Here is a 23,090-nt window from a genome sequence, read left to right on the forward strand (position 1 = left end):
GGGATCCGCCCGATCCATCGCCGCGCGATCCGGCACACGAGGCGGTGGAGACCCGCAGGCACGTGGGCGGGGTAGTGTGCGGCCGCGGTAGAAGCGCGGATCAGTACGACTTGGGCAGCCCCAGCACCTTCTCGGCGATGAAGCACATGATCAGCTGCGGACTGATCGGCGCGATGCGCGGAATGTAGCTTTCGCGCAGCAGGCGTTCGACGTGATATTCCTTGGCATAGCCCATGCCGCCGAGCGTGAGCACGGCCGTCTGGCAGGCGTTGTGGCCAGCTTCCGCGGCCAGGTACTTGCCGGCGTTGGCGCTGGGCGCGCAGGGCAGCCCCGCGTCGTATTGGCTGGCGGCGCGCATCACCATCAGGTTGGCCGCCTCGAGCTGCATCCAGGCCTGCGCCAGCGGGTGCTGGATGCCCTGGTTCTGGCCGATGGGCCGGCCGAATACCGAGCGCTCGCCCGCATAGCGCACCGCGCGGTCCAGCGCTGCACGCCCCAGGCCCACGGCCTCGGCGCCGATGAGGATGCGCTCGGGGTTCAGGCCATGCAGGATGTATTCGAAACCCCTGCCCTCTTCGCCGATGCGGTCTTCCTCGGGGATGCGCAGCCCGTCGATGAACAGCATGTTCGAGTCCACCGCCTTGCGGCCCATCTTGTCGATCTCGCGGACTTCGACGCGTTCCCGGTCGAGGTCGGTATAGAACAGCGACAGCCCCTGCGTGGGCTTGGCCACCTCGGACACCGGTGTGGTGCGCGCCAGCAGCAGCATCTTGTGCGCGACCTGCGCGGTCGAGATCCAGATCTTGCGGCCGTGCACCACATACGCGTCGCCCTCGCGCATGGCGCGGGTGGTCAGCTTGGTGGTGTCCAGGCCGGCATCGGGCTCGGTGACGGCGAAGCAGGCCTTGTGCTCGCCGGCGATGAGGGGCGGCAGCCAGCGGCGCCGCTGCTCATCCGAGCCGAACACCACCACCGGGTTGAGCCCGAAGATATTCATGTGCACCGCCGAGGCGCCCGTGAAACCGGCGCCCGACGCCGCGATGGCCTGCATCATCAGCGCGGCCTCGGTCATTCCCATGCCGGCGCCGCCATACTCCGGCGGCATGGCGATGCCCAGCCAGCCGTCGCGCGCCAGATCGGCATGGAAGTCATGGGGAAAGCCGCCGTCGCGATCGCGCTCGAGCCAGTATTCGTCGGGGTAGCGGGCGCAGACGCGGGCGATCGCGTCGCACAGCGCGGTCTGGTCGGGGGAAAGCTCGAAATCCATCTATGCGTCTCCGATGGTGACGTGTTCGGCGATCAGGCGATCGATGGCCGCGTCGTCGAATCCCGCCTCGCGCAGGATCTCGCGGCCATGCTCGCCAAGGCGCGGCGCGGGGCGCCGCAGCGCGGTGGGCGTGGCCGCATAGCGGCCCAGCGGCGCGGGGGTGCGCAGGCGCCCTTCGGTGGGATGATCCACGCTGCGCACGAAGCCGGTGGCCTGCAGGTGTGCGTCGCCGATCAGGTCTTCCACCGAGTACAGCGGCGCCGCGGGAATGTCGGCGCGCGTCAGTTCGTCCAGCCAGGCCTTGCTGCCGCGGGTGAGCATGACCTGCGCCACATAGGCATAGACCTCGTCGATATGCGCGGCACGCGCCGTATGGTTGCAGAAGCGCGGATCCTGCCGCAGCTCGGGCCGCCCGATCAGGTCGAAGAAGGCGCGCCAGTGCTTGTCGTTGTAGATCAGCAGGCAGATGTAGCCGTCGGCCGTGGCGTAGGGCCGGCGATGCTCGGCCAGCAGGCGCGCATAACCGGTGGGTCCCAGCGGCGGATCGAAGGTGGCGCCGCCCAGATGGTCGCCCAGCACCATGTGGGCCATGCCCTCGAACATGGGCACTTCCACGGCCTGGCCGCGGCCCGTGGCCCGCGCGTGCAGCACGCCGGCCAGCAGGGCGATGGCCACCTGCAGGCCGACGCTGCGGTCGGCCAGCGTCAACGGCGCATAGCGCGGCACGTCGGACCCCTGGCGCCGCGACAGGTCGCCCAGGCCTGCCAGGCCCTGGATGAGATCGTCGTAGGCGGGCCGCCCCGCGTACGGGCCGGCCTCGCTGAAACCATAGGCGCCCACGTAGACGATGCGCGGGTTGCGCGCCGCCACCGCCTCATACGACAGACCCAATCGCGCCATGGCCTGCGGCCGGATGTTGTACAGCAGCGCGTCGCAACCCTCGGCCAGGCGCAGGCAGGCATCGCGTCCGGCCTCGGTCTTCAGGTCCAGCACCAGCGAGCGCTTGTTGCGGTTCAGGTGCAGGTGCAGATGCCCCATGCCGGGATTGCGCATGGGTCCCACGGCGCGCAGATTGTCGCCGGCAGGAGGCTCGATCTTGACGACGTCCGCGCCCAGGTCGCCCAGCATCTGCGTGGCGTAGGGTCCCATGACCACCGCGCTGAGATCCAGCACGCGCAGGCCGGCCAGCGGGCCGGCCTGGCCCGGTTCGGGTAGCGTTGCGTCCATCATTCCGGCTGGATGCCCGCGTCGCGGATCAGCTTGCCCCACAGCTCGAGCTGCTGGCCCACGAAGGCGGCGAACTCTTGCGGCGTACCGCTGAACGCATCGAAACCCAGGCTCGCCAACCGCTGGCGCACCTCGGGCTTGGCGACCACCTGGTTGATGGCCTGGTTCAGTTTCGCGACGACCTCGGGCGGCATGCCCGCCGGGCCGAAATAGCCGTTCCAGGAGTTCAGGTCGAAGTCGGCCACGCCAGCTTCGCGCATCGAAGGCAGGTCGGGCACGATGGTGCTGCGTTGCGCGGTGGACACGGCCAGCGCGCGCAGCTGGCCAGATTGCACGAAGGGCATGCCCGAGGTCAGGTCGGTGAACATGAAGTCGACCTGTCCGCCCACCACGTCGGTCAGCGCCTGCGGCGTGCCCTTGTACGGAATGTGCAGCATCTGCGTGTTGGTGCGGCGCGCCAGCGTGGCCCCGGCCACGATGCCGGTGCTGTTGCCGCTGGCATAGGTGACCTTGCCCGGGTTCTTGCGCGCGTACTCGACCAGTTCGGCCACGCTCTTGTACGGCCGCTTGGGATTGACCACGAGCATGAACGGCAGGTTGCCGCCGCGCGCGATCGGCGTGAAGTCTTTCACGGGATCGTACGGGATGCTTTTCATCAGCCAGGGAGCGGCCGAGTGCGAGGTATTGGTGGTGACGAACAAGGTGTAGCCGTCGGGCTTGGCGCGCGCCACGAAGTTGCCCGCGATGGTGGAATTGGCGCCCGGCCGGTTCTCGACCACCACCTGCTGTCCCAGGATGGCGCCGAGTTCGCCGGCGAAGATGCGGCCGACGGCATCGGTGCCGGCCCCCGCGGGGAAAGGCACGACCAGCGTGATGGGGCGCGACGGATAGGCGTCGGCCGCGGCGGCCGGCCCCGCGCAGAGTGCGGCGGCGGCCAGCGCGGCAGCGCCGAGCAAGGTTCGCAAGTGCATGTTGTCTCCTGTATGTCGTTATAGAGCCGCCGGTTTCAGCAGCGGCAAAAACCGGCGCTATGCGGCGCCGCGTATCACCCGGTCGGGCGATTCTTCGTAAGGCGGGGTGTAGATGACCAGCAGCCGCGCCGGCGTGTCGCTGGTGACGGTGAACACGTGCGGCACATCGGGAGGGAAATAGCAGCAGTCGCCGGCGGCCATGTCGGCCGACTCGTCGCCCACCTGCGCCCGCGCCGTGCCGCTGAGCAGATAGCAGACCTGCTCGATGCCGGGATGCGCGTGCGGTAGCGCGCCGCTGCCTTTCTCGATGACGCCCAGCAGCACCTCGACATGGCGAGACCCGACGGTGGCCGGGCCAATGAGCCGCCGGTTCAGCGTGCCGGTGTGGTTGGCGGGGTGATAGCCCGGCACGTCGGCCTCGCGTACCAGCCAGCGGGGAGTGCTCGGCATGGTGACTCCTTTTTCTGTGTGATGAAAAATATTTTCGTATACGGAAATCATAAATGCAAGGCGCACTTATACGGATGCGCGGCGGTACTGGACGGCTTCGGCGACGTGCCGGGCGTCGATCTGGTCGGCCTGCTCGAGATCGGCCAGCGTGCGGGCCACCCGCAGCGCGCGGTGCAAAGCGCGTGCCGACCCGTCCAATTTGCGGATGGCCTGCTGCAGCAGATTGCGCGCGGCGACGGGCATGGGACAGTACCGTTCCAGATCTGCGCCTTGCAGGCCGGCATTGGGCATGCCCTGCCGGTCGAGCTGACGCTGCCGGCATCGCATGACGCGTTCGCGCACCGCCGCCGAAGGCTCGCCAGGCGGTTCATCCAGCCAGCGCAGGTCGGCCGGTGGAATGGAAAGGTGCACGTCGATGCGGTCCAGCAGCGGTCCCGAGACCTTGCCGGCGTAGCGCTCCACCTGCTCGGGACTGCAGCGGCACGGACGCGTGGGATGGCCGCGCCAGCCGCACGGGCAGGGATTCATGGCCGCCACCAGTTGGAACCGAGCGGGATACTCGACCTGGTGCAACGCCCGGGAGATGGCCACCCTGCCTGTCTCCAGCGGCTCGCGCAGCGATTCCAGCGCCCGCCGGCCGAACTCGGGAAGTTCGTCCAGGAACAGCACCCCATGGTGCGCCAGGCTGATCTCGCCCGGCCGCGGCTTGCCGCCGCCGCCCACCAGCGCCACGGCAGACACGGTGTGATGCGGCGCGCGCAACGGAGGCTGGCCCAGCGGCACGGCGCCCCCGGCCAGCGCCGCGATGGCCGCCGTCTCCAGCGCCTCGGTCACCCGCAGCGGCGGCAACAGGCCGGGCAGCCGTTGCGCCAGCATGCTCTTGCCCGCGCCGGGCGGCCCCACCATCAGCAGGCTGTGCATGCCGGCGGCGCACACTTCCAGCGCGCGCCGCGCGGCCGGCTGCCCACGCACGTCGGACAGGCACGGCGGCGGCGCCGCGGCGGGCCAGGCGGCGGGCCGCGCCTCGGGCAGCGGCGCCGTGCCTGCCAGGTGCGCGGCCACCTCGGCCAGCGTGCGCGCGGCCAGCACGCGCAGGCCCGGCACCCATGCCGCCGTCTCCGCGCTGCCCGCCGGCAGCACCAGCACCGCGCCGGGGCGCTCGCGCGCCACGGCCAGCGCCAAGGGCAGCGGCGAAGCCACCGGCACCAGCGCGCCAGTCAGTGACAGCTCGCCCGCCAGTATCACGTCGGCCAACGTGTGCGCGGGCATGTCCGCCGGCAGGCTCAACTGTCCGGATGCCAGCAGCAGTCCCAGCGCGATGGGCAGATCGAAACGCGCCGACGCCTTGGGCAGGTCGGCCGGCGACAGGTTGACGGTGATGCGGCCTGGCGGAAACTCGTAACCGCTATTGGCCAGCGCCGCGCGCACGCGTTCGCGACTCTCGCGCACTTCGACGTCGGGCAGTCCCACCACGCTGAACGACGGCAGGCCGGTGCCCAGATGGGTTTCGACCCGCACGGCGGGCGCGTCCAGCCCCGACAAGGCGCGGCTGGCGAATACGGCTAGGGTCATCTGAGGGCTCGCTCGGGGATGTGAGCGAGCCAGTATGCGCGGCCGGCAGGCGCTCGGCTGCCCGCAGCGTGACGGGAACGTCACGCTGAACGCCTGCCAGATCAGGTAGTGCGTGGAGAGATGGCAATCGGGCGAGGCGGCGCGTCGGCTGGACCGACGGCTACCGCCCGGCGACCGTCCGGTGCGCTTCGGCCCGGGGCCGCGTGAAGTTTTCTTTCCGCGTGGCTCAGCCCTGAGGACCGCTACGCGCGTCCAGCGCGTCCAGCCGCGCCTGCAGCTGCTGCACCTGCTCGGACAACTCGTCCACGCGCATACGGGCGCGCGCCAGCAGGTCGGTCTGCACCTCGAACTCTTCGCGGGTCACCAGGTCCAGGCGCGAGAACGCCTGCGTCATCATGGCGCGCGCGTTGCGCTCGAGGTCGGCAGCGGGACTGCGCGCGATCAGGTCGGACAGGTTCTTCTGCAGGTCTTCCATCCATTGCGTGCGATTCATCATGGCCTTGTTCCTCGAATACTGGCGTACACCCGTCAGTGTAGAGCCTTGCGCGTTGCGCCGCAGCGGCAGGGCCCGGGCAAAAAGAAAGCGGCCCGCCGAAGCGATGCCGCCTTTCAAAAGCACAGGAGAAAAACCGAATCGCCGTAGCGATTCCTAGAAGCTGCCATCAGGCACACCCCTGGTCGGTCCGGTTGCCCAGACCGAACGCGGCGCATCGCTGCGACCACGTGTCATTGATTCTTCACGAGACGCCCTGCCCTCACAAGCGCCAGCTGTAATGCCGCGTATCAGCGCCTGGACGCGCCCGACGTAGGGTGCCAGCAATTTGCTACAAATTTCGGGCGCGAATCATACTTGGTTGCAAACATTCGAACGTGTCGATGCGCGCAGGCCCATTTTGGTGCGAGCAACGGGCGGCAATGCCCCATATCGATGCACATGTGCACCAAGTCATGCACAAGCGCGGCGCACGACGGGTGCTCCTTGCCGCGCGAGTCGACGAGGCAAACATGGCATGGATCTTGCTTGATTGCCGATGCCTACGCGCAACCATGAGAGGAAAAGCCATGAAACTCGTCATCGCCATCATCAAGCCCTTCAAGCTCGACGAAGTGCGGGTGGCTCTGTCCGGCATCGGCGTCCAGGGACTGACCGTCACCGAGGTGAAAGGTTTCGGACGCCAGAAAGGCCACACCGAGCTGTACCGCGGCGCCGAGTACGCCGTCGACTTTCTGCCCAAGTTGCGGGTGGAAGCCGCCGTGCCCGACCACCTGGTCGACCAGGTCATCGAAGCCATCGAGCAGGCCGCCCGTACCGGCAAGATCGGGGACGGCAAGATCTTCACCGCTCCGCTGGAGCAAGTCATTCGTATCCGAACCGGCGAATCCGGGGAAGCTGCGCTGTAAAGCAATAAGAGAAAGACTCATTGGAGCCCATTGGAAATGGATAAAGCGGATATCTCCTGGTTGCTGGTCTCGACACTGCTGGTGTTGATGATGGCGGTCCCTGGCCTGGCGCTGTTCTACGGCGGCCTGGTGCGCAGCAAGAACGTGCTGTCGGTGCTGATGCAGGTGCTCTGCACTTTCGCCCTCGGCATCGTGCTGTGGTTCATCTACGGCTACTCGCTGGCCTTCACCGAAGGCAACGCCTTCTTCGGCGGTTTCTCGCGAGTGTTCTTCTCAGGCATGTTCACACCGGCCGATGGCACCTACGCCATGTCGGCCACGCTGACCGAGCTGTTGTTCGCTTCCTTCCAGGCCACGTTCGCCGGCATCACCTGCGCGCTGATCGTGGGCAGCTTCGCCGAGCGCGCGCGCTTCTCGGCGGTGCTGGTGTTCACGGCGATCTGGTTCACGTTCGCCTACGTGCCCATCGCCCACATGGTGTGGTTCATTTCCGAAACCTCGCCCGGCCTGCTGAATGCCCAGGGCGCGCTGGACTTCGCCGGCGGCACCGTGGTGCACATCAATGCCGGCGTGGCCGGCCTGGTGGGCGCCTACGTGGTGGGCAAGCGCGTGGGCTACGGCCGCGAAGCCATGCAGCCGCACAACATGCCCATGACCTTCATCGGCGCCATGCTGCTGTGGGTGGGCTGGTTCGGTTTCAACGCCGGCTCGGCGCTGGCCGCCAACGAAGGCGCCACGCTGGCCTTCTTCAACACCATGATCGCCACCGCGGGCGCCGTGCTGGCGTGGACGCTGACCGAATGGGCCCTGAAGGGCAAGCCCTCGATGCTGGGCGCTGCCTCGGGCGCGATCGCCGGCCTGGTCGGCATCACCCCGGCCGCCGGTCTGGTCGGCCCGGTGGGCGCGCTGGTGATCGGCATCGCCGCCGGCGTGATCTGCGTGTGGGGCGTCAACGGCCTGAAGCGCATGCTGCGTGCCGATGATGCGCTGGATGTGTTCGGCGTGCACGGCGTGGGCGGCATCGTCGGCGCCCTGCTGACCGGCGTGTTCAACGCCAAGGCCCTGGGCGGCCCGGGCCTGGACAGCGTGGGCGCCATCGCCGGCCAGGTGTGGGTGCAGCTCGAAGGCGTGCTGCTGACCATCGTGTGGTCGGGTGTGGTGGCCTGGATCGCCTACAAGGTGGCGGACATGCTGTGCGGCCTGCGCGTGCCGGAAGACCAGGAGCGCGAAGGCCTGGACGTCACCAGCCACGGCGAATCCGCCTACCACAGCTGAGAACGACGACAGAGGCGGGCACGATACGCCCGCCCTGCAACCCCCGGGGGAAAAAAGCCGCAAAGGCTGGCAGTACGAACGGCGCCGCAACATGCGGCGCCGTTTTTTGTCTCACGATGACTCCAGCTCGGCATGTCGCTGGACTACGCCCAAGCCCGCTACAGCAGTCGACAGCGATCCGCGAACGCCGTCTCGGCGTCCGTCAGTCCCGAAGCGCGCGCGCAGTGAAGCGGCCCTGGCCGGCGCGTCGGGCCGCCTCGATCAGCGCCGCGCTGGCCGGGCTGTCCTTGCTGGTGAAAGCGTAGAAGCGCGCCGCCGGCAGGGCGGGCAGTCCCTCTTCGCTGCCCAGCACGCGCAAGCCTTCGCTGCGCTGGCTGTCGGCAATGACGGTGACCGCAAAGCCCGAACGCGCGGCCGAGAGGCACCCAGCCATGCTGCTGCTCTCGAAGACGATGCGCCAGGTGCGCTCCGTCTGGGCCAACGCGGTCACGGCCGACTCGCGGTACACACACGGCTCGGGGAAGACGGCCAGCGGCAGCGGCTCGCTGGCCGTCAGGGGCTGATCCGCCGCATAAGCCCAGACCAGCGGTTCTTCCCATAGCAGCGTGCCGCTGCCTTCGATGCGGCTGCATTGCTTGCCGAAAACAAGATCCAGCCGGCCACGTTCCTGCTGACGCAGCAGGCTGGCGGTGATGCCCACCTTCAGCTCGACCGTAGCTTCGGGGTGCGATTGCCGGAAACGTTGCAGCACCTGGGGCAGCCAGGCACCGGCAAAGTCCTCCGAGGCGCCTATACGCAGCCGACCGCGCAGCGGCGTGCCCCGCAGCTTGGCGCGGGCCTCGCGCTCCAGATCGAGGATGTTGCGGCCATAGGCATACAAGGTGTCGCCGGCCTGGGTCAGCTCCAGGCGGCGCGTGGTGCGGGCCAGCAGGCTGGCACCGGTGATCTGCTCCAGGCGGCGCATGTGGCCGCTGACCGCGGATGGCGTCAACGCCAGCCGCTCGGCGGCAGTGGCAAAGCTGCCGCTGTCCACGATCTCGAGGAAGGTGCGCAACAGCACGGTCTCCAGCGGCGGGCCATCGGCGTCGCGGTATGTGCTCATCCGGACATTCAACGCGAAAAATCATCAATGATGAATGATTATTCTCTAATCGAATTGAGCCGTCCAGCTACGCTGACCCAGCGTCATGATGAGGAAAAGCCCGTGCACAACTACCACTTCGCTGCGACCGAACGGCTCGACATTGCCTATCTCGAATGGAACCCGCAGGGAGCGCGAACCGCCATCCTGCTGCACGGCTGGCCGGACAGCCCCGAGTGCTGGAAGACCGTCGCCCCAGCGCTTGCCGATGCCGGCCATCGCGTGCTGGCGCCGGCGCTGCGCGGCTTCGCGCCGACGCGGTTCCGTGACGCCGCCACGCCCCGCAGCGGCCAGCTGTCCGCTTTGGGCCGCGACCTGCTCGACTTCATCGACGCGCTGGGGCTGGAGCGCCCGGCGCTGATCGGCCATGACTGGGGCGCACGCGCGGCGGCCAACGCCTGCGGCCTGCGCGATGGCGTGGCTTCGCATCTGGTGATGCTGTCGGTGGGCTACGGCACCAACGATCCGAACCAGCCGCTGGCGCTGCCGCAGGCGCGCAACTACTGGTATCACTGGTACATGGCCACGCCGCGCGGCGCCCGCGTGGTGCAGGACGAGCGCGAGACATTCACCCGGATGATGTGGGACACCTGGGCGCCGGCGGGCTGGTACGACCCCGCCGATTTCGACGAAGCGGCACGCGCATTCCAGGGGAAGGATTGGGCCGAGATCGTGCTGCACTCCTACCGCCACCGCTGGGGCTTCGCCGAGGGCGATCCGGCCTACGCTGGGGATGAGGCGCGCCTGCATCCGGCGCCGGTGCTGTCGGTGCCGACGCTGGTGCTGCACGGTGGCGCCGACACCTGCAACCACCCCGACAGTTCCAAGGGGCGGGAGGCGTTCTTCCAGGACCGCTACGAGCGGCAGGTGCTCGATGGCGTGGGGCATTTCCCGCAGCGCGAAGCGGGGCAATCAGTCGCGGACGCCATCTTGCAGTTCTGCCTGAAGTAAGTGGCGGCCCACAACGACGGCTCCTACGCAGAGGGCACGAGCTGACTTATCGCCGCGTATAGGCTTTCAAACCCAGCGTATTTTGCACGCATGGCTCGACACCGGCCCTTTCTTGGCGGCCTACGACAGCGCCAGCAACTCCTTCAGGCTGCGCGCCTCTTCGCTGGGGCTGCGGCCGAACATCCGCTTGAACTCGCGGCTGAACTGCGACGGGCTTTCATAGCCGACCTGGCCGGCGGCGCTGGCCGCGCTGACGCCTTGGCGGATCATCATCAGGCGCGCCTCGTGCAGGCGCATGGCCTTGATGTACTGGATCGGCGAGGTGGCGGTCACCGCCTTGAACTGGGCATGGAACGCCGGCACGCTGAGGTTGGCGTAGTCGGCCAGCGAACTCACGTCGAGGTTGCTGGCGTACTGGGCATGGATGCGCCGCAGCACCTTCGCGATCCTGCCGAAGCTGCTGCCCTGCTGCATGGCCGCGCGCAGGCCGCCGCCCTGCTCGCCGGTCAGCACGCGATACGTGATCTCGCGCAGGATGGACGGGCCCAGCAGGCGGGCCTCGGCCGGCGAGGCCAGGGCCTCGAGCAGACGCAGCGTGGCGTCCGACAGCTTGTCCTCCATGCGAGTGGCATACAGCGCCACCGGCGCGGACTCGGCGCGCGCAGGCCCTTCGTCCAGGCCCATGGCGAGTTCGGCCGTCATCACCGGATCGATGCGCAGCGCCAGCCCCAGCATGGGCGCTTCGGGGCTGGCCTCGGTTTCGGTGTTGAAGGGCAGCGGCACGGACAGCACCAGATAATGCTGGGCGTCGTACACGTACATGTTGCCGTTGTGGAAGCCGCGCTTGCAGCCCTGGATCACCAGCACGATGCTCGGTTCGTACAGCGCCGGCGTGCGCGCCACCGGCCGGTTCGCCCGCATGTACAACACGCCTTCCAACATCGAGCGCGTGTAGCCCTCGGTGGGCGCGAGCTGCTTCAGCAGCTCGACCATGCGCGCCTGCCGCGCGGAAGGAATATACGTGGCCTGGTCCATCGCGTGCCCTGTAGAAATGCCAGCAATAGGCCAGAAGATAGCAGGACGGCGCACCGTTTGTCGGCTTCAGGATATTTTTAGGCAAGCTTCGGAGAGAAACCGACCTTCGCGCGGCCGGCCTCGTTTCCTACCATGGAAGCCATGGACGAGCACCGCTGCGGCGCATCCCGCGCCACCGGCCGTCCCCGCTCAGGAGACCTCCATGTCCGCACCATCCAAAGTCATCCTCGTCACCGGCGCCAGCAGCGGCATCGGAGACGCCACCGTCCGCATGCTCGCCGCCCGCGGCCATCGCCTGGTGATCGGCGCGCGCCGCACCGACCGGCTGCAGGCCCTTGCCGAAACGCTGCGCGCGGAAGGCGGCCAGGTCGAGTATCGCGCCCTGGACGTGACCAGCCGTGCCGACGTGCAGGCCTTCGCCGATTTCGCCCTGCAGCGCCACGGCCGCATCGACGTCATCGTCAACAACGCCGGCGTGATGCCGCTGTCGCCCATGGCCTCGCTGAAGGTCGACGAATGGGACCGGATGATCGACGTGAACATCCGCGGCGTGCTGCATGGCGTGGCCGCCGTACTGCCCACCATGCACGGGCAGGGCAGCGGCCAGATCATCAACGTGTCGTCGATCGGCGGACTGTACGTGGTGCCGACCGCCGCGGTGTATTGCGCCACCAAGTACGCGGTGCGCGCCATCTCGGACGGCCTGCGGCAGGAGAACGACAAGCTGCGCGTGACCTGCGTCTATCCGGGCGTGGTCGAGTCGGAGCTGGCCAGCACCATCACCGACGAGACCGCCGCCGAAGCCATGCGCACCTATCGCCAGATCGCGCTCAAGCCCGAGGCGATCGCCGCCGCGATCGCGCACGTCATCGACCAGCCGGCCGACGTGGACACCAGCGAAATCGTGGTGCGCCCGACGGCCTGCGTGTAAGGCCTGCCCCCTTTCCGGATGGAGAACCCGATGAAGCGACTGCTGTCCACACTGACTGCGCTGGCGCTGGCCGCCGGCATTTCGGGCCTGGCCCAGGCCACCACCGTCGAAGCCCGCGCCCAGCGCGGCGCGGACGTCATCCGCCACCTGAACAAGGGCAAGGAGCAGCCGGCCCTCGAGGCGATGCGGCGCGAGTTCCCGTTCCTGGCCGAAGCCACGGAAGCCTATGCGCTGGGCGACGTCTGGAGCCGTCCCGGCCTGGACGACCGCACGCGCCAACTGGTCGCCGTGGCCACCATGGCCGCATTGGGCGAGACCGGCACGATGCGCGTGCACGCGGGCTACGCGCTGAACATCGGCGTGACGGAGGAAGAGTTGAAAGAGGTCATCTATCTGGTGACCGTGCCGGCGGGGTTCCCGCGCGCCATCTCGGCATCGCAGGTGCTGGCGGAACTGTTCGAAGAGCGGCGCGAGGCCGCGGGCGAATAGTCCTGCATTGGGCAGCCTGGGATGCACCGTCCCGGCCGCACCGGCAAAGCATGCCGCTGCAGCCGGGGCTGTCGCGCTACAGGCTTGCCGCGATCAGGCGATCGGCCACCTCGCGCAGATGCACCACCGGACCGCCCTTGCCGAATATCTGGCCCGACACGAAGGCCCCCTCGAGCAGCAGCAGCAGGCCGTCGCCCAGCACGTCGGGATCGCGGGCGCCCATGTCGCGGGCCAGCGCCACCAGCCGCGTACGCAGTTCGCGCTTGTGCGCCACCGCCACCAGCCGCGCCGGATGGTCCGCCTCGGGATACTCGACCACCGCGTTGCTCAGCCCGCAACCCCGGTACGAGCCGCCACGCGCGGCGCGCTGCGACAGCCCCTGGAAGTAGGCCAGGATCTGCGCTCGCGGGTCGTCCGGGTGCTCGGCCGCGGCCTGGTCCAGGCGCGCCCAGAACTCGGCCTCGTAGTCGCGCAGGTAAGCCGCGGCCAGCTCGTCCTTGGACGAGAAACTGCGATAGAGACTGGGCTTGGTGACGCCGGCCTCCGCCACGATGGCGTCCACGCCCACCGCCCGTATGCCCTGGTGATAGAACAGTTCGCGGGCGCTGCGGCGGATGCGGTCGGCTGCCGGCGCCGGCCGGGCCTCGGCAGTGGATGGCGTTTTGCTCGACATGGACGACTCCGAAAAAAAGACGATCTGGCGTCTTGACGACGTTACTGACCGGTACGTATTATACGCCTCTCCTGATACGTACCGGTCAGTAACATGACTCCCTCCCCTCGTACTTCCGTGTTTCCCCGCCTGGGCCAGCGCTATGCCTTCGTGGTCGTCGCCGTCATCTTCCTCGCGCTGCTGGTGTCCGCCGGGCTGCGATCCACCCCCAGCGTGCTGCTCGTGCCGCTCGAAGAAGCGTTCGGCTGGAGCCGCTCGTCGATTTCGCTGTCGGCGGCCATCGGCATTTTCTTCTATGGACTGATGGGGCCGTTCGCGGCCGCGGCCATGGAGCGATTCGGGCTGCGCCGCGTGCTGATCACCGCCCTGCTGGTGATGTCGGCCTCCAGCGCGGCCAGCGCCTACATGACCGAGACCTGGCACCTGCTCGCCACCTGGGGCCTGTTCTCCGGCATGGCGTCCGGGGCGGTGGCCGTGGTGCTGGGCGCCACCGTGGTCAACCGCTGGTTCGTCAAGCGCCGCGGCCTGATGATGGGCCTGCTGACCGCCAGCACCGCCACCGGCAACCTCGTGTTCCTGCCGGTGCTGGCGTCCCTCGCGGCGTCCGGCGACTGGACCCGCGTGGTGTGGATGGTGGCGGCGGGCGCGCTGGCCGTGGTGCCGCTGGCCTGGCTGCTGGTGCCCGACCGTCCCGCCGACGTGGGCCTGGCGCCCTACGGCAGCGAGCCGGACGCGGCGCCCAGCGCGCCCGCTCTACGCACGGGCATGGTGGCCGCCACATTCGGCGTGCTGCGGCGGGCCGCCGGCACGCGCGTGTTCTGGTACCTGTTCGCCACCTTCTTCGTGTGCGGCTTCACCACCAACGGCCTGGTCGGCACACACCTCATCGCGCTCTGCGGCGACCAGGGCATCGCCGAAGTGCAGGCGGCCGGCCTGCTGGCGCTGATGGGAATCTTCGACCTGGTGGGCACCACCGCCTCGGGCTGGCTGACCGACCGCTACGACCCGCGCAAGCTGCTGTTCGTGTATTACTCGCTGCGCGGGCTCTCGCTGATGTACCTGCCCTATTCCGATTTCTCGTTCTACAGCCTGTCGATTTTCGCGATCTTCTACGGCCTGGACTGGATCGCCACCGTGCCGCCCACGCTACGGCTGACCACCGAGGCCTTCGGCGAGCGCGACGCTCCGGTGGTGTTCGGCTGGATCGTGGCGGGACACCAGCTGGGCGCGGCCAGCGCAGCGTGGATGGGCGGCTTCGTGCGCCAGACCACGGGCAGCTATCTGACGGCCTTCGTGCTGGCGGGCATCACCGGCTTGGCTGCCGCGGTGATCGCGCTGCTGGTCCGGCGCCGGCCCGCAGCGCAGACGCAGCCCGCCTGAGCCGGCGTCCCGCCGCCGGACGCCCATTGCAAATCGGCGTCCCTCCTGTACTATTCAGCTTTCCGTAAGAAAAGGACGGTTCCGCATTTCCGGCCGCCGCCGACCACGCGGCGGCACCGTCCTCGCCCATGACCACCGAACCTCCCAGTACCACCGCGCCACGTCCCACAGGTCCGTGGCGCTTCCTCCGCGAGGCTGCCCTTCCCGCGCAGCCTCTACCCCGGCACGGCAAGCCCGCTGCGGCGCCGCCGCCCACATCGCCGCTGCGCGTGGCGTCCCTGCATGGGGACGCCTGCGTCGCGTCGCGCGCCCCGCCCGGCGCCCGCCCATCCCGCCGAACTTCCGCATTCCTTCATCGTCACGGCCGCCGCGCGCCTTGACGTTCGCTATCGCCCTCATCGGGATACTCCATGATTTTCGACTGGATGAACGACCCCACCGCCTGGCTTGGCCTGGCGACGCTGATCGTTCTTGAAATCGTCCTCGGCATCGACAACCTGGTGTTCATCGCCATTCTTGCCGACAAACTGCCGCCCGAGCAGCGCAATCGCGCGCGCGTCATCGGCCTGACGCTGGCCATGCTGATGCGCCTGTGCCTGCTCGCCAGCATCGCCTGGGTGGTGACGCTGACCGCGCCGCTGTTCACCGTGTTCGGCGCAGAGATCTCCGGCCGCGACCTGATCCTCATCTTCGGCGGCGTGTTCCTGTTGTTCAAGGGCACGATGGAACTGCACGAGCGCGTCGAAGGGCGCGCGCACGGCAGCACGCAGAAGGTCCAGCATGCGGTGTTCTGGCAGGTGATCCTGCAGATCATCGTGCTGGATGCCGTGTTCTCGCTGGATTCCGTGATCACGGCCGTCGGCATGGTGCAGGAACTGAGCATCATGATGATCGCCGTGGTGGTTGCCATGGCGGTGATGATGCTGGCCAGCCGTCCGCTGATGGCCTTCGTGGGACGCCATCCCACCGTGGTCATCCTGTGCCTGGGCCTGCTGCTGATGATCGGCTTCAGCCTGGTGGCCGAAGGCCTGGGCTTTCACGTGCCCAAGGGCTATCTGTATGCGGCCATCGGCTTCTCCATCGTGGTCGAGATGTGCAACCAGCTGGCGCGCCGCAATCGCAGCCGCCGCACCCAGGGCCTGACCGGCCGCCAGCGCACCGCCCAGGCCGTGCTGCGTCTGCTGCGCGGCGGCAGGGAAGGCGATTTGCACAATCCCGTCGAGGACGTGGCCGCGCTGGTCGATGGCGTGACCGACGCGCCGGCGTTCGCGCCCGAGGAAAGCAGCCTGATCGAGCGCGTGCTCGGCCTGGGCTCGCGCGACGTGCGCTCGATCATGGTGCCGCGCGGCGAGATGGTGTGGCTGGACGTGAAGGACCCGACGGACGCCGTGGTGCGCAAGTTCGCATCGGGCCACGCCCGGCTGCCGCTGTGCGAGGGCGACGCGTCCAACGTCATCGGCGTGCTGCACTTCAAGGACGTGATGCCGAAGCTGCAGGCGCCCGGCCCCATCGACCTGATCGAACTGGCGCGCAGGCCCCATTACATCCTCGAGACCGTGCCCGTGCTGAAGGTGCTGGACGAACTGCGGCAGTCGCGCGACCACATGCTGATCGTGGTCGACGAGCACGGCAGCTGCGAGGGCCTGGTCACGCCGCTGGATGTGCTGACGGCCGTCGGCGGCGAGCTGCCCGAAAGCAGCAGCGAGGCGCCTCGCGCCACGCGCCTGGAAGACGGCGCGTGGCTGGTGGACGCCGACATGCCGGTGGAGGAAGTGCGAATGCTGCTGGACGGCGCCGACATGGTGCAGCCGGCGCAGGACGCCACGCTGGCCGGTGCGCTGCTGCGAGTATGCGGCCGTCTGCCCGAGGCCGGCGAAGTCATCGAGTGGGGCGGCTGGACCTTCGAGATCACGCGGCGCGACGGCCTGCGCATCGGACAGGTCCGCGCGGCGCGGGGCGCGCGGGCCGACGAGGCCGAGGCCGCAAGCGCAGAATGACGGCGTATGCCGGGCGGTTCGTGTCCAGCCCGCCCGACTTGCCGCCGACCCTGCGATTCGCATCGCGGGCGACGGCGGCTATTCCCCAAGGTAGGCCGCGCGCACCTTGGGGTCGTTCAGCAACTCCGTCGCCGGGCCCGACAAGGTCAGTTCGCCGGACTCCATCACGTAGCCGCGGTCGCTGTGTTCCAGCGCCAGGCGCGCGTTCTGCTCGATCAGCAGTATGGTCACGCCTTCCGCGGCGACGGTGCGCACCGCCTCGAAGACCTTCTCGACCATCAGCGGCGCCAGGCCCATCGAGGGCTCGTCCAGCAGCAACAGGCGTGGACGCGCCAGCATGGCGCGGCCGATGGCCAGCATCTGCTGCTCGCCTCCGGACAGCGTGCCGGCAGCCTGGCGACGGCGCTCTGCCAGGCGCGGGAACAGCGTGAACACGCGTTCGATGTCGCGCCGCACCTGGGCCGCGTCACGGCGGACATAGGCGCCCATGGCCAGGTTCTCTTCGATGGTGAGCTGACCGAAGATGCCGCGCCCTTCGGGCACCATGACCAGGCCCTGGCGCACCAGTTCGAACGGGGGCCGCCCGGCTATCGCGTGCCCGTCGTAATGCACGTCGCCGCCGGCCACTGGCACCAGGCCGCAGATGGCGCGCAGCGTGGTGCTCTTGCCGGCGCCGTTGGCGCCGATCATGCAGACGCGCTCGCCGCGATTCACGTGCAGGGTCACGCCGCGCACCGCGCGGATGCCGCCATACGTGACCTGCAGGTCGTTCAGCGCCAGCAGCGGCTCGTTGGTCGCTGCCGGGCTCATGCGCCTGCCTCCCCTGTCGGCACCTGCGCGCCGGCCGCCGCGGCGCCCGAGCCCAGATACGCCTCGATCACCTTCGGGTCTTTCTGCACCTCGGCCGGACGTCCCATCGCCAGCACCTTGCCGTATTCCAGCACCAGCACGCGATCGCACAGCCCCATCACCAGTTTCATGTCGTGCTCGATCAGCAGCACCGTCACGCCGTCGGCGCGGATCTTTTCTATCAGGCCGCGCAGCACGCGGGTTTCCGAGGCATTCATGCCGGCGGCGGGCTCGTCCAGCGCCAGCAGCTTGGGCTCGGTGGCCAGCGCGCGCGCGATCTCCAGGCGCCGCTGGTCGCCGTACGACAGCGCGCGGGCCAGGTCATTGGCGCGCGCGCCGATGCCCACGTATTCCAGCAGTTGGTGCGCGCGGGCCTCGATGGCCGCTTCCTCGGCGCGCTGCGCGCGCGTGCGCAGCACGGCGCCCAGCACGCCGGCCCGGGTGCGCACGTGGCGGCCGATCATCACATTCTCGATGGCGCTGAGATTGGCAAACAACCGGATGTTCTGGAACGTGCGCGCCAGGCCGGCGTGCGCCACTTCGTGCGGCTTGCGGTCGATCAGCGACCAGCCGTCGAACAGGCACTGGCCCGCATCGGGCACATACAGCCCGGTCAGCACATTGAACAATGTGGTCTTGCCTGCACCGTTGGGGCCGATAAGGCCGTAGATCTCGCCGGCCTGGATGTCGAAGGCGACGCCGGACAAGGCCTGCAGGCCGCCGAAGCGCTTGCTCAATCCCTGGGCTTGCAGAATGGTCGTCATGACTGCCGCGCCTCGCTGCCGGCCAGCTCGCGCCGGCGCACCGCCGACGGCCACAGGCCGGCCGGACGGAACAGCATCACGCACACCATGGCCAGGCCGAACAGCAGCATGCGGATGCCCTCGGGGTCGAGCACCACTTCGCCGAACAGCAGGCGCTGTGCGGGTTCGACCACGGCGCGCAGGAACTCCGGCAGCGCCGCCAGTATCAGCGCGCCGAGGATCACGCCCGGAATGTGCCCCATGCCGCCCAGCACTACCATGCACAGCACCGAGATGGATTCCGTCAGGCTGAAGCTCTCGGGACTGACGAAGCCCTGCATCGAGGCGAACAGCGCGCCCGCCACGCCGCCGAACGACGCGCCCATGGCGAAGGCCAGCAGCTTCACGTTGCGAGTGTTGATGCCCATGGCCTTGGCCGCGATCTCGTCCTCGCGTATGGCTTCCCAGGCGCGGCCGATGCGCGAATTCTGCAGGCGTACGCACACCAGCAGGATCAACAAGGTGAGCGCGAGCAGCAGGTAGTAGTACTTCTCGGGTCCGGTCACTCGCACCCCCAGCAGGGTCTGCGTGCGGCTGAACGAGAAATCGCCCAGCCGGAACGGGTCGATGCGGTTGATGCCTTGCGGACCGTTGGTGATGTTGATCGGCGCGTTGAGATTGTTCAGGAAGATGCGGATGATCTCGCCGAAGCCCAGCGTGACGATGGCCAGGTAGTCGCCGCGCAGTTTCAGCGTGGGCGCGCCCAGCAGCACGCCGAACAGCGCGGCCAGGCCCAGGCTGATGGGCAGGATGGCCCAGAACGGCAGGTGCAGTCCGAAATGCGGCGAGGCCAGCAGCGCCCAGGTGTAGGCGCCCACGGCATAGAAGGCGATATAGCCTAGGTCGAGCAGGCCCGCGAAGCCCACCACGATGTTCAATCCCACCGCCAGCATCACGTACAGCAGCGCGAAGTTCATGATGCGCACCCAGCCCTGGCCGGCCAGGCCCACCACGAAGGGCAACACCGCCAGCACCACGCCGATGATTACGATGGCCGCGAGCTGGCGCGGCGCCCATGCGCGTTTGCGTGTATCCGTCATTGGTATTTCCGCCTCAAGCGCGATCTCCGACCCGCTCGCCCAGCAGGCCGGACGGGCGGAAGATCAGCACCAGCACCAGCACCGCGAAGGCGAACACGTCCTGGTAGTGGCTGCCCAGGAAGCCGCCGGTAAGGTCGCCGATGTAGCCCGAGCCCATGGCCTCGATGATGCCCAGCAGCAGGCCGCCGGCCATGGCGCCGGCCAGGTTGCCGATGCCCCCCAGCACCGCCGCCGTGAAGGCCTTCAGGCCCAGCATGAAGCCCATGGTGTATTGCGACACGCCATAGTAGGTGGTGACCATCATGCCGGCCACCGCGGCCAGCGCCGAACCGATCAGGAACGCGGCCGAGATCACGGTGTTGATGTTCACGCCCATCAGCCCCGCCACTTCGCGGTTCTGCGCCGTGGCCCGCATGGCGGTGCCCAGCCGCGTGCGATGCACCACCACCAGCAGCAGCACCATGATGGCCGCCGCGATCAGCATGATGGCGATCTGCAGCGTGCTGATGCGCGCCCCGGCCAGTTCGAGCACGCGCGGCGTCAGCACCTGCGGGAAGTTGAGGTAATTGCGGCCCCAGATCATCATGGCCAGGTTCTGCAGGATGATGGACACGCCGATGGCGGTGATCAGCGCCGCCAGCCTGGGCGCGCGGCGCAGCGGCCGGTAGGCCACGCGCTCGGCCGTCCAGCCCACCGCCATGCACAGCGGCACGGCGGCCGCCAGGCCCAGGCCGATGACGCCATAGGCCGATACCGAGGGGTCCGCGCCCACCAGGGCGGCGGCCACCATCGTGGCCACCATGGCGCCTAGCATGACCACGTCGCCGTGCGCGAAATTGATCAGTCCGATGATGCCGTACACCATGGTGTAGCCCAGGGCCACCAGGGCATACACGCTGCCCAGGGTCAATCCGTTGATGAGTTGCTGAACGAAGATATCCATGCGGCCCGAAGCTTCATGAAAAGGTATGGGGGTCGCGGCAGCGGCGCGGCGGCGTCGCATCCGGCGCGATGCGCCGGATGGACGGATACGGCTGGGCAGGACTCAGTTGGCCTGGCTGACCATGGTCTGCACCATCTGCCACTTGCCGTCGCGCACCTGGTAGATGGTGACCGAGATCTCTTTCAGGTCGCCGTTCTTGTCGTAGGCGATGTGCTCGCTGGTGGCGCCCTTGCGGTCGATCTTGGCCAGCTCGGGCAGGTAGTCGGAAGGATCCGCGGAGTCGGCTTTCTGGATAGCGGTGATCATGGTCCAGGCGCCGTCGTACGCATACGGCGCGTACACGCCGGGCGCTTTCTTGAAGCGCGCCTCGTAGCGCTGGGCGAACTCTTTGCCGGCGCTCATCTGCTCCAGCGGCACGCCGGCCAGCGAGGCATAGGTGCCCTCGGCGGCGTCGCCCGCCAGCTTCAGGTAGGTGTCGCTGCGCGTCATCTCGCCGGACACCAGCGGCGCCTTGATGCCCAGCGAGACCAGTTGCCGCTTCATGGGTCCGGACTGCGCGTCCAGGCCGCCGTAGAAGATGGCGTCGGGCGCCACGCCCTTCACGTTGGTGAGAATGGCATTGAAGTCGGTGGCCTTGTCGGTGGTGTACTCGCGGCGCGCCACGGTGCCGCCGGCCGCCTTCACGGCCTTCTCGACCTCGTCGGCCAGGCCCTGTCCGTAGGCGGTGCGGTCGTCGATGATGGCGATCTTCTTCGCCTTGAGCGTCTCGACCATGAACTTGCCGACCGCGGCGCCCTGCTGGGTGTCGCTGGTCATCATGCGGAACGTGGTCTCGTAGCCCTGCCTGGTGTATTCCGGCGAGGTGGCCATGGCGATCTGCGGCAGGCCGGCCTCGTGATAGACCCGCGATGCCGGAATGGTGGTGCCCGAATTGAAGTGGCCCAGGATGCCGACCACCTCTTCGTCGACCAGTTGCTGCGCCACCTGCACGCCCACGCGCGGATCGGCCTGGTCGTCGCGCGAGACGAGCACGAAGCGCGCCGTGTCGCCGTCTATCTTGATGCCCTGCTTGTTGGCCTCTTCGAGCGCCAGCGTCAGGCCGTTCTGCATGTCTTCGCCGTAGTGCGACTGCGGGCCGGTCAAAGGCCCGGCATAGCCGAAGCGGATTTCCGCCGCTTGCGCGGCAGCGTGCGGGCCGCCAGCCAGGCACAGGGCCGCGATGCCGGCCGCCAGAACTCGTCGGTGAAGTGCGTACATGATTGCTTGCCTCCAGGGTGTGAGGGAGGGTACCGGTCGTCCCGCCACTTGTGGTGCGGCCGCCCGCCTGACCGGGCGGTCAAGTTGCACCGGGATTTTGCGCCTGGGTAGAACCGGGTCGATATTGGCGATAACCCGGGCTGACATGCGATGGAAATAATGGCCTGCGAGCGAGCGAGCCAACGAAAAACGGCCCGCGCGAGGCGGGCCGTCTGCGGCGTTGCGGCGGGCGCCAGGCCCGCCGCGGAACATGCCCCGACTACAGGCCGGCCTTGAACGACTTGGTCCAGTAGTCGAGGAAGTCGGCCTTGGCCGGAGCCAGCTTGGGCAGGTCGTAGGGATAGATGCGCTTCAGTTCTTCATCGGTGAAGCTCACGCGCTTGCGCAGGTCTTCGGGCAGGTTGGCGTTGCGCACGGTGGGCGCATAGCCCATGCCGCGCGCGAAGTTGATCTGGCCCGCCGGGTCGAGCATGGCGTTGAGGTAGGTCCACGCCGATTCGGCGTTGCGCGAGTTCTTGGCCACGGCGGCCTCGAAGGCCACGGGTATCGTGCCTTCCTTGGGAATGACGAAGCCCAGCGGCAGGCCGGCGTCGCGCCACTGCAGCGCGCGCGCCTTCCACATGGCGGCGATCCAGATCTCGCCCGATTTGAAGGCAGCGGCCACGGCCTCGTTGGACGGATAGATGCGCGGCGCGTTGCCCTTCAGCTGGTCCAGGAACTTCTTCGCGGGATCATAGCTGCTGTGCCGGCCGCCGCTGCCGCCCGCGCCCACGAACAGTCCGTTGTACTGGTACAGGATGTCCGAGAAGCCGACGCGGCCCTTGTTCTTCGGATCCAGCATGACCTCGATGGAATCCGGCGCGGTGGGGAACTTCTCGGTGTTGAACACCAGGGTCATCGCGCTGAAGATGTGCGGGATGGAGTACGGCGTGCGGAACTGCTCGAGCACGTTGCCCAGGTTCGGCAGGAACTTGGCGTTCTCTTCTACCGGGGCCAGCGCGCCGGACAGCGAGGCGTCGAACATGTCCACCTCGCCCAGCAACGCCACGTCCATGCTGCCGCGACGCGAGTTGCGCTCGGCACGCAGCTTGGTCACGCGCGGCACGGCGTTGCCGGTGTCGAACACCACCTCGACGCCCTGCTTCTGCACGATCGGAGAAATGTACTGCTGCAGCAGGTTCTGGTAGTCGCCGCCCCAGGTGCCCACTACCACGTTGCCGCCGGCGGCATGGGCCATGCCCGGAATCATCGGCAGTGCGGGCGCGAGCGCCAGGCCGGATGCGGTTTTCAGAAAGCTGCGACGGTCCATGTTTGTCCTCTTTACGAACGTAGGTACTGCGTGTGACGAGAAAACTGCCTTGTACAACCCGTATTCTGCTCTCGGTAGCACCTTACCGGTACTACCGATAACCCTGCCTAGGGATTGCCCTTCGTGCCG

22 protein-coding genes are annotated in these 23,090 nt (G+C 68.2%); 7 read left to right on the forward strand and 15 right to left on the reverse strand.

Features of this window, described 5'->3' with window-relative positions:
• Positions 1-100: 100 nt before the first annotated feature.
• The 6 genes from CAL15_RS14495 to CAL15_RS14520 all read right to left on the reverse strand — a co-directional run bounded on the left by CAL15_RS14495 (position 101) and on the right by CAL15_RS14520 (position 5,983).
• Positions 101-1,267 carry an acyl-CoA dehydrogenase family protein gene (locus CAL15_RS14495; protein ID WP_086079247.1) on the reverse strand — a complete coding sequence of 389 codons (1,167 nt, stop codon included), beginning with the start codon at positions 1,265-1,267 and terminating at the stop codon, positions 101-103.
• On the reverse strand, positions 1,268-2,494 hold the full coding sequence (locus tag CAL15_RS14500) for a CaiB/BaiF CoA transferase family protein (RefSeq protein ID WP_086079248.1): 1,227 nt from the start codon (positions 2,492-2,494) through the stop codon (positions 1,268-1,270). It abuts the gene before it with no gap.
• On the reverse strand, positions 2,494-3,465 hold the full coding sequence (locus CAL15_RS14505; RefSeq protein ID WP_086079249.1) for a Bug family tripartite tricarboxylate transporter substrate binding protein: 972 nt from the start codon (positions 3,463-3,465) through the stop codon (positions 2,494-2,496). Before CAL15_RS14505 ends, CAL15_RS14500 begins: the two co-directional genes overlap by 1 nt.
• 57 nt (positions 3,466-3,522) lie before the next feature.
• On the reverse strand, positions 3,523-3,915 hold the full coding sequence (locus CAL15_RS14510) for a cupin domain-containing protein (protein WP_086079250.1): 393 nt from the start codon (positions 3,913-3,915) through the stop codon (positions 3,523-3,525).
• Positions 3,916-3,981: 66 nt separating this feature from the next.
• Positions 3,982-5,487, reverse strand: coding sequence for a YifB family Mg chelatase-like AAA ATPase (locus tag CAL15_RS14515; protein WP_086079251.1), 1,506 nt, complete (start codon positions 5,485-5,487; stop codon positions 3,982-3,984).
• A 226-nt stretch (positions 5,488-5,713) separates the two neighbouring features.
• A complete protein-coding gene (locus tag CAL15_RS14520) occupies positions 5,714-5,983 on the reverse strand; it encodes an accessory factor UbiK family protein (protein WP_198299058.1) in 270 nt (89 codons plus the stop codon).
• A gap of 566 nt (positions 5,984-6,549) precedes the next feature.
• On the opposite strand from CAL15_RS14520, the gene CAL15_RS14525 reads away from it, so the two are divergent.
• Positions 6,550-6,888 carry a P-II family nitrogen regulator gene (locus CAL15_RS14525; protein WP_029579579.1) on the forward strand — a complete coding sequence of 113 codons (339 nt, stop codon included), beginning with the start codon at positions 6,550-6,552 and terminating at the stop codon, positions 6,886-6,888.
• A gap of 36 nt (positions 6,889-6,924) precedes the next feature.
• Positions 6,925-8,163 (forward strand): ammonium transporter, encoded by a 1,239-nt coding sequence (gene amt / locus CAL15_RS14530; RefSeq protein ID WP_086079252.1) that lies wholly within the window; start codon positions 6,925-6,927, stop codon positions 8,161-8,163.
• 202 nt (positions 8,164-8,365) lie between these two features.
• Here the strand turns inward: amt and CAL15_RS14535 are convergent, their stop codons facing one another.
• Positions 8,366-9,265: a LysR substrate-binding domain-containing protein gene (locus tag CAL15_RS14535; RefSeq protein WP_086079253.1), complete on the reverse strand. Its 900-nt coding sequence runs from the start codon at positions 9,263-9,265 to the stop codon at positions 8,366-8,368.
• A 102-nt stretch (positions 9,266-9,367) separates the two neighbouring features.
• Here CAL15_RS14535 and CAL15_RS14540 point away from each other — a divergent pair, with 102 nt between their 5' ends.
• A complete protein-coding gene (locus CAL15_RS14540) occupies positions 9,368-10,255 on the forward strand; it encodes an alpha/beta fold hydrolase (protein ID WP_086079254.1) in 888 nt (295 codons plus the stop codon).
• Between the two features lie 120 nt (positions 10,256-10,375).
• On the opposite strand, the gene CAL15_RS14545 is transcribed toward CAL15_RS14540, so the two are convergent.
• Positions 10,376-11,290 carry an AraC family transcriptional regulator gene (locus tag CAL15_RS14545; protein ID WP_232467978.1) on the reverse strand — a complete coding sequence of 305 codons (915 nt, stop codon included), beginning with the start codon at positions 11,288-11,290 and terminating at the stop codon, positions 10,376-10,378.
• A 202-nt stretch (positions 11,291-11,492) separates the two neighbouring features.
• Here CAL15_RS14545 and CAL15_RS14550 point away from each other — a divergent pair, with 202 nt between their 5' ends.
• Together CAL15_RS14550 and CAL15_RS14555 are read left to right on the forward strand one after the other, a co-directional pair.
• The gene (locus CAL15_RS14550; RefSeq protein WP_086079255.1) at positions 11,493-12,221 is read left to right on the forward strand and encodes an SDR family oxidoreductase; all 729 of its coding nucleotides are present in this window, start codon (positions 11,493-11,495) and stop codon (positions 12,219-12,221) included.
• Positions 12,222-12,251: 30 nt separating this feature from the next.
• Positions 12,252-12,710, forward strand: a complete 459-nt coding sequence (locus CAL15_RS14555) for a carboxymuconolactone decarboxylase family protein (RefSeq protein WP_086079256.1) — start codon at positions 12,252-12,254, stop codon at positions 12,708-12,710.
• A gap of 76 nt (positions 12,711-12,786) precedes the next feature.
• Here the strand turns inward: CAL15_RS14555 and CAL15_RS14560 are convergent, their stop codons facing one another.
• Positions 12,787-13,383, reverse strand: a complete 597-nt coding sequence (locus tag CAL15_RS14560) for a TetR/AcrR family transcriptional regulator (protein WP_086079257.1) — start codon at positions 13,381-13,383, stop codon at positions 12,787-12,789.
• A 93-nt stretch (positions 13,384-13,476) separates the two neighbouring features.
• On the opposite strand from CAL15_RS14560, the gene CAL15_RS14565 reads away from it, so the two are divergent.
• Positions 13,477-14,763 carry an MFS transporter gene (locus CAL15_RS14565; protein WP_086079258.1) on the forward strand — a complete coding sequence of 429 codons (1,287 nt, stop codon included), beginning with the start codon at positions 13,477-13,479 and terminating at the stop codon, positions 14,761-14,763.
• A 410-nt stretch (positions 14,764-15,173) separates the two neighbouring features.
• Positions 15,174-16,760 (forward strand): TerC family protein, encoded by a 1,587-nt coding sequence (locus CAL15_RS14570; RefSeq protein WP_086079259.1) that lies wholly within the window; start codon positions 15,174-15,176, stop codon positions 16,758-16,760.
• 78 nt (positions 16,761-16,838) lie between these two features.
• Here CAL15_RS14570 and CAL15_RS14575 read toward each other — a convergent pair whose 3' ends face one another.
• From CAL15_RS14575 to CAL15_RS14600, 6 genes are all read right to left on the reverse strand, one after another.
• A complete protein-coding gene (locus CAL15_RS14575; RefSeq protein WP_086079260.1) occupies positions 16,839-17,570 on the reverse strand; it encodes an ABC transporter ATP-binding protein in 732 nt (243 codons plus the stop codon).
• On the reverse strand, positions 17,567-18,373 hold the full coding sequence (locus CAL15_RS14580) for an ABC transporter ATP-binding protein (protein WP_086079261.1): 807 nt from the start codon (positions 18,371-18,373) through the stop codon (positions 17,567-17,569). The genes CAL15_RS14575 and CAL15_RS14580 overlap by 4 nt, the downstream gene beginning before the upstream one ends.
• Positions 18,370-19,452: an ABC transporter permease subunit gene (locus CAL15_RS14585; protein WP_086079262.1), complete on the reverse strand. Its 1,083-nt coding sequence runs from the start codon at positions 19,450-19,452 to the stop codon at positions 18,370-18,372. Before CAL15_RS14585 ends, CAL15_RS14580 begins: the two co-directional genes overlap by 4 nt.
• A 13-nt stretch (positions 19,453-19,465) precedes the next feature.
• Positions 19,466-20,455: a branched-chain amino acid ABC transporter permease gene (locus tag CAL15_RS14590; RefSeq protein ID WP_420042507.1), complete on the reverse strand. Its 990-nt coding sequence runs from the start codon at positions 20,453-20,455 to the stop codon at positions 19,466-19,468.
• Positions 20,456-20,497: 42 nt separating this feature from the next.
• Positions 20,498-21,652, reverse strand: coding sequence for a branched-chain amino acid ABC transporter substrate-binding protein (locus CAL15_RS14595; protein ID WP_086079264.1), 1,155 nt, complete (start codon positions 21,650-21,652; stop codon positions 20,498-20,500).
• Between the two features lie 259 nt (positions 21,653-21,911).
• Entirely contained in the window at positions 21,912-22,961 is a 1,050-nt protein-coding gene (locus CAL15_RS14600; protein WP_232467979.1) for an ABC transporter substrate-binding protein, read from the reverse strand.
• Positions 22,962-23,090: the final 129 nt, after the last annotated feature.

Source organism: Bordetella genomosp. 13, from assembly GCF_002119665.1.
Lineage (GTDB): Bacteria > Pseudomonadota > Gammaproteobacteria > Burkholderiales > Burkholderiaceae_B > Bordetella.

What these genes read in the sequence shown, in the direction of transcription:
- CAL15_RS14585 (WP_086079262.1), bottom strand. Translation starts at nt 19,452, where the DNA reads ATGACGGATACACGCAAACGCGCATGGGCGCCGCGCCAGCTCGCGGCC.
- CAL15_RS14515 (WP_086079251.1), bottom strand. Translation starts at nt 5,487, where the DNA reads ATGACCCTAGCCGTATTCGCCAGCCGCGCCTTGTCGGGGCTGGACGCG.
- CAL15_RS14535 (WP_086079253.1), bottom strand. Translation starts at nt 9,265, where the DNA reads ATGAGCACATACCGCGACGCCGATGGCCCGCCGCTGGAGACCGTGCTG.
- CAL15_RS14555 (WP_086079256.1), top strand. Translation starts at nt 12,252, where the DNA reads ATGAAGCGACTGCTGTCCACACTGACTGCGCTGGCGCTGGCCGCCGGC.
- CAL15_RS14505 (WP_086079249.1), bottom strand. Translation starts at nt 3,465, where the DNA reads ATGCACTTGCGAACCTTGCTCGGCGCTGCCGCGCTGGCCGCCGCCGCA.
- CAL15_RS14565 (WP_086079258.1), top strand. Translation starts at nt 13,477, where the DNA reads ATGACTCCCTCCCCTCGTACTTCCGTGTTTCCCCGCCTGGGCCAGCGC.
- CAL15_RS14500 (WP_086079248.1), bottom strand. Translation starts at nt 2,494, where the DNA reads ATGGACGCAACGCTACCCGAACCGGGCCAGGCCGGCCCGCTGGCCGGC.
- CAL15_RS14575 (WP_086079260.1), bottom strand. Translation starts at nt 17,570, where the DNA reads ATGAGCCCGGCAGCGACCAACGAGCCGCTGCTGGCGCTGAACGACCTG.
- CAL15_RS14525 (WP_029579579.1), top strand. Translation starts at nt 6,550, where the DNA reads ATGAAACTCGTCATCGCCATCATCAAGCCCTTCAAGCTCGACGAAGTG.
- CAL15_RS14580 (WP_086079261.1), bottom strand. Translation starts at nt 18,373, where the DNA reads ATGACGACCATTCTGCAAGCCCAGGGATTGAGCAAGCGCTTCGGCGGC.
- CAL15_RS14600 (WP_232467979.1), bottom strand. Translation starts at nt 22,961, where the DNA reads ATGGACCGTCGCAGCTTTCTGAAAACCGCATCCGGCCTGGCGCTCGCG.
- CAL15_RS14510 (WP_086079250.1), bottom strand. Translation starts at nt 3,915, where the DNA reads ATGCCGAGCACTCCCCGCTGGCTGGTACGCGAGGCCGACGTGCCGGGC.
- amt (WP_086079252.1), top strand. Translation starts at nt 6,925, where the DNA reads ATGGATAAAGCGGATATCTCCTGGTTGCTGGTCTCGACACTGCTGGTG.
- CAL15_RS14495 (WP_086079247.1), bottom strand. Translation starts at nt 1,267, where the DNA reads ATGGATTTCGAGCTTTCCCCCGACCAGACCGCGCTGTGCGACGCGATC.
- CAL15_RS14590 (WP_420042507.1), bottom strand. Translation starts at nt 20,455, where the DNA reads ATGCGACGCCGCCGCGCCGCTGCCGCGACCCCCATACCTTTTCATGAA.
- CAL15_RS14595 (WP_086079264.1), bottom strand. Translation starts at nt 21,652, where the DNA reads ATGTACGCACTTCACCGACGAGTTCTGGCGGCCGGCATCGCGGCCCTG.
- CAL15_RS14570 (WP_086079259.1), top strand. Translation starts at nt 15,174, where the DNA reads ATGATTTTCGACTGGATGAACGACCCCACCGCCTGGCTTGGCCTGGCG.
- CAL15_RS14520 (WP_198299058.1), bottom strand. Translation starts at nt 5,983, where the DNA reads ATGATGAATCGCACGCAATGGATGGAAGACCTGCAGAAGAACCTGTCC.
- CAL15_RS14550 (WP_086079255.1), top strand. Translation starts at nt 11,493, where the DNA reads ATGTCCGCACCATCCAAAGTCATCCTCGTCACCGGCGCCAGCAGCGGC.
- CAL15_RS14545 (WP_232467978.1), bottom strand. Translation starts at nt 11,290, where the DNA reads ATGGACCAGGCCACGTATATTCCTTCCGCGCGGCAGGCGCGCATGGTC.
- CAL15_RS14560 (WP_086079257.1), bottom strand. Translation starts at nt 13,383, where the DNA reads ATGTCGAGCAAAACGCCATCCACTGCCGAGGCCCGGCCGGCGCCGGCA.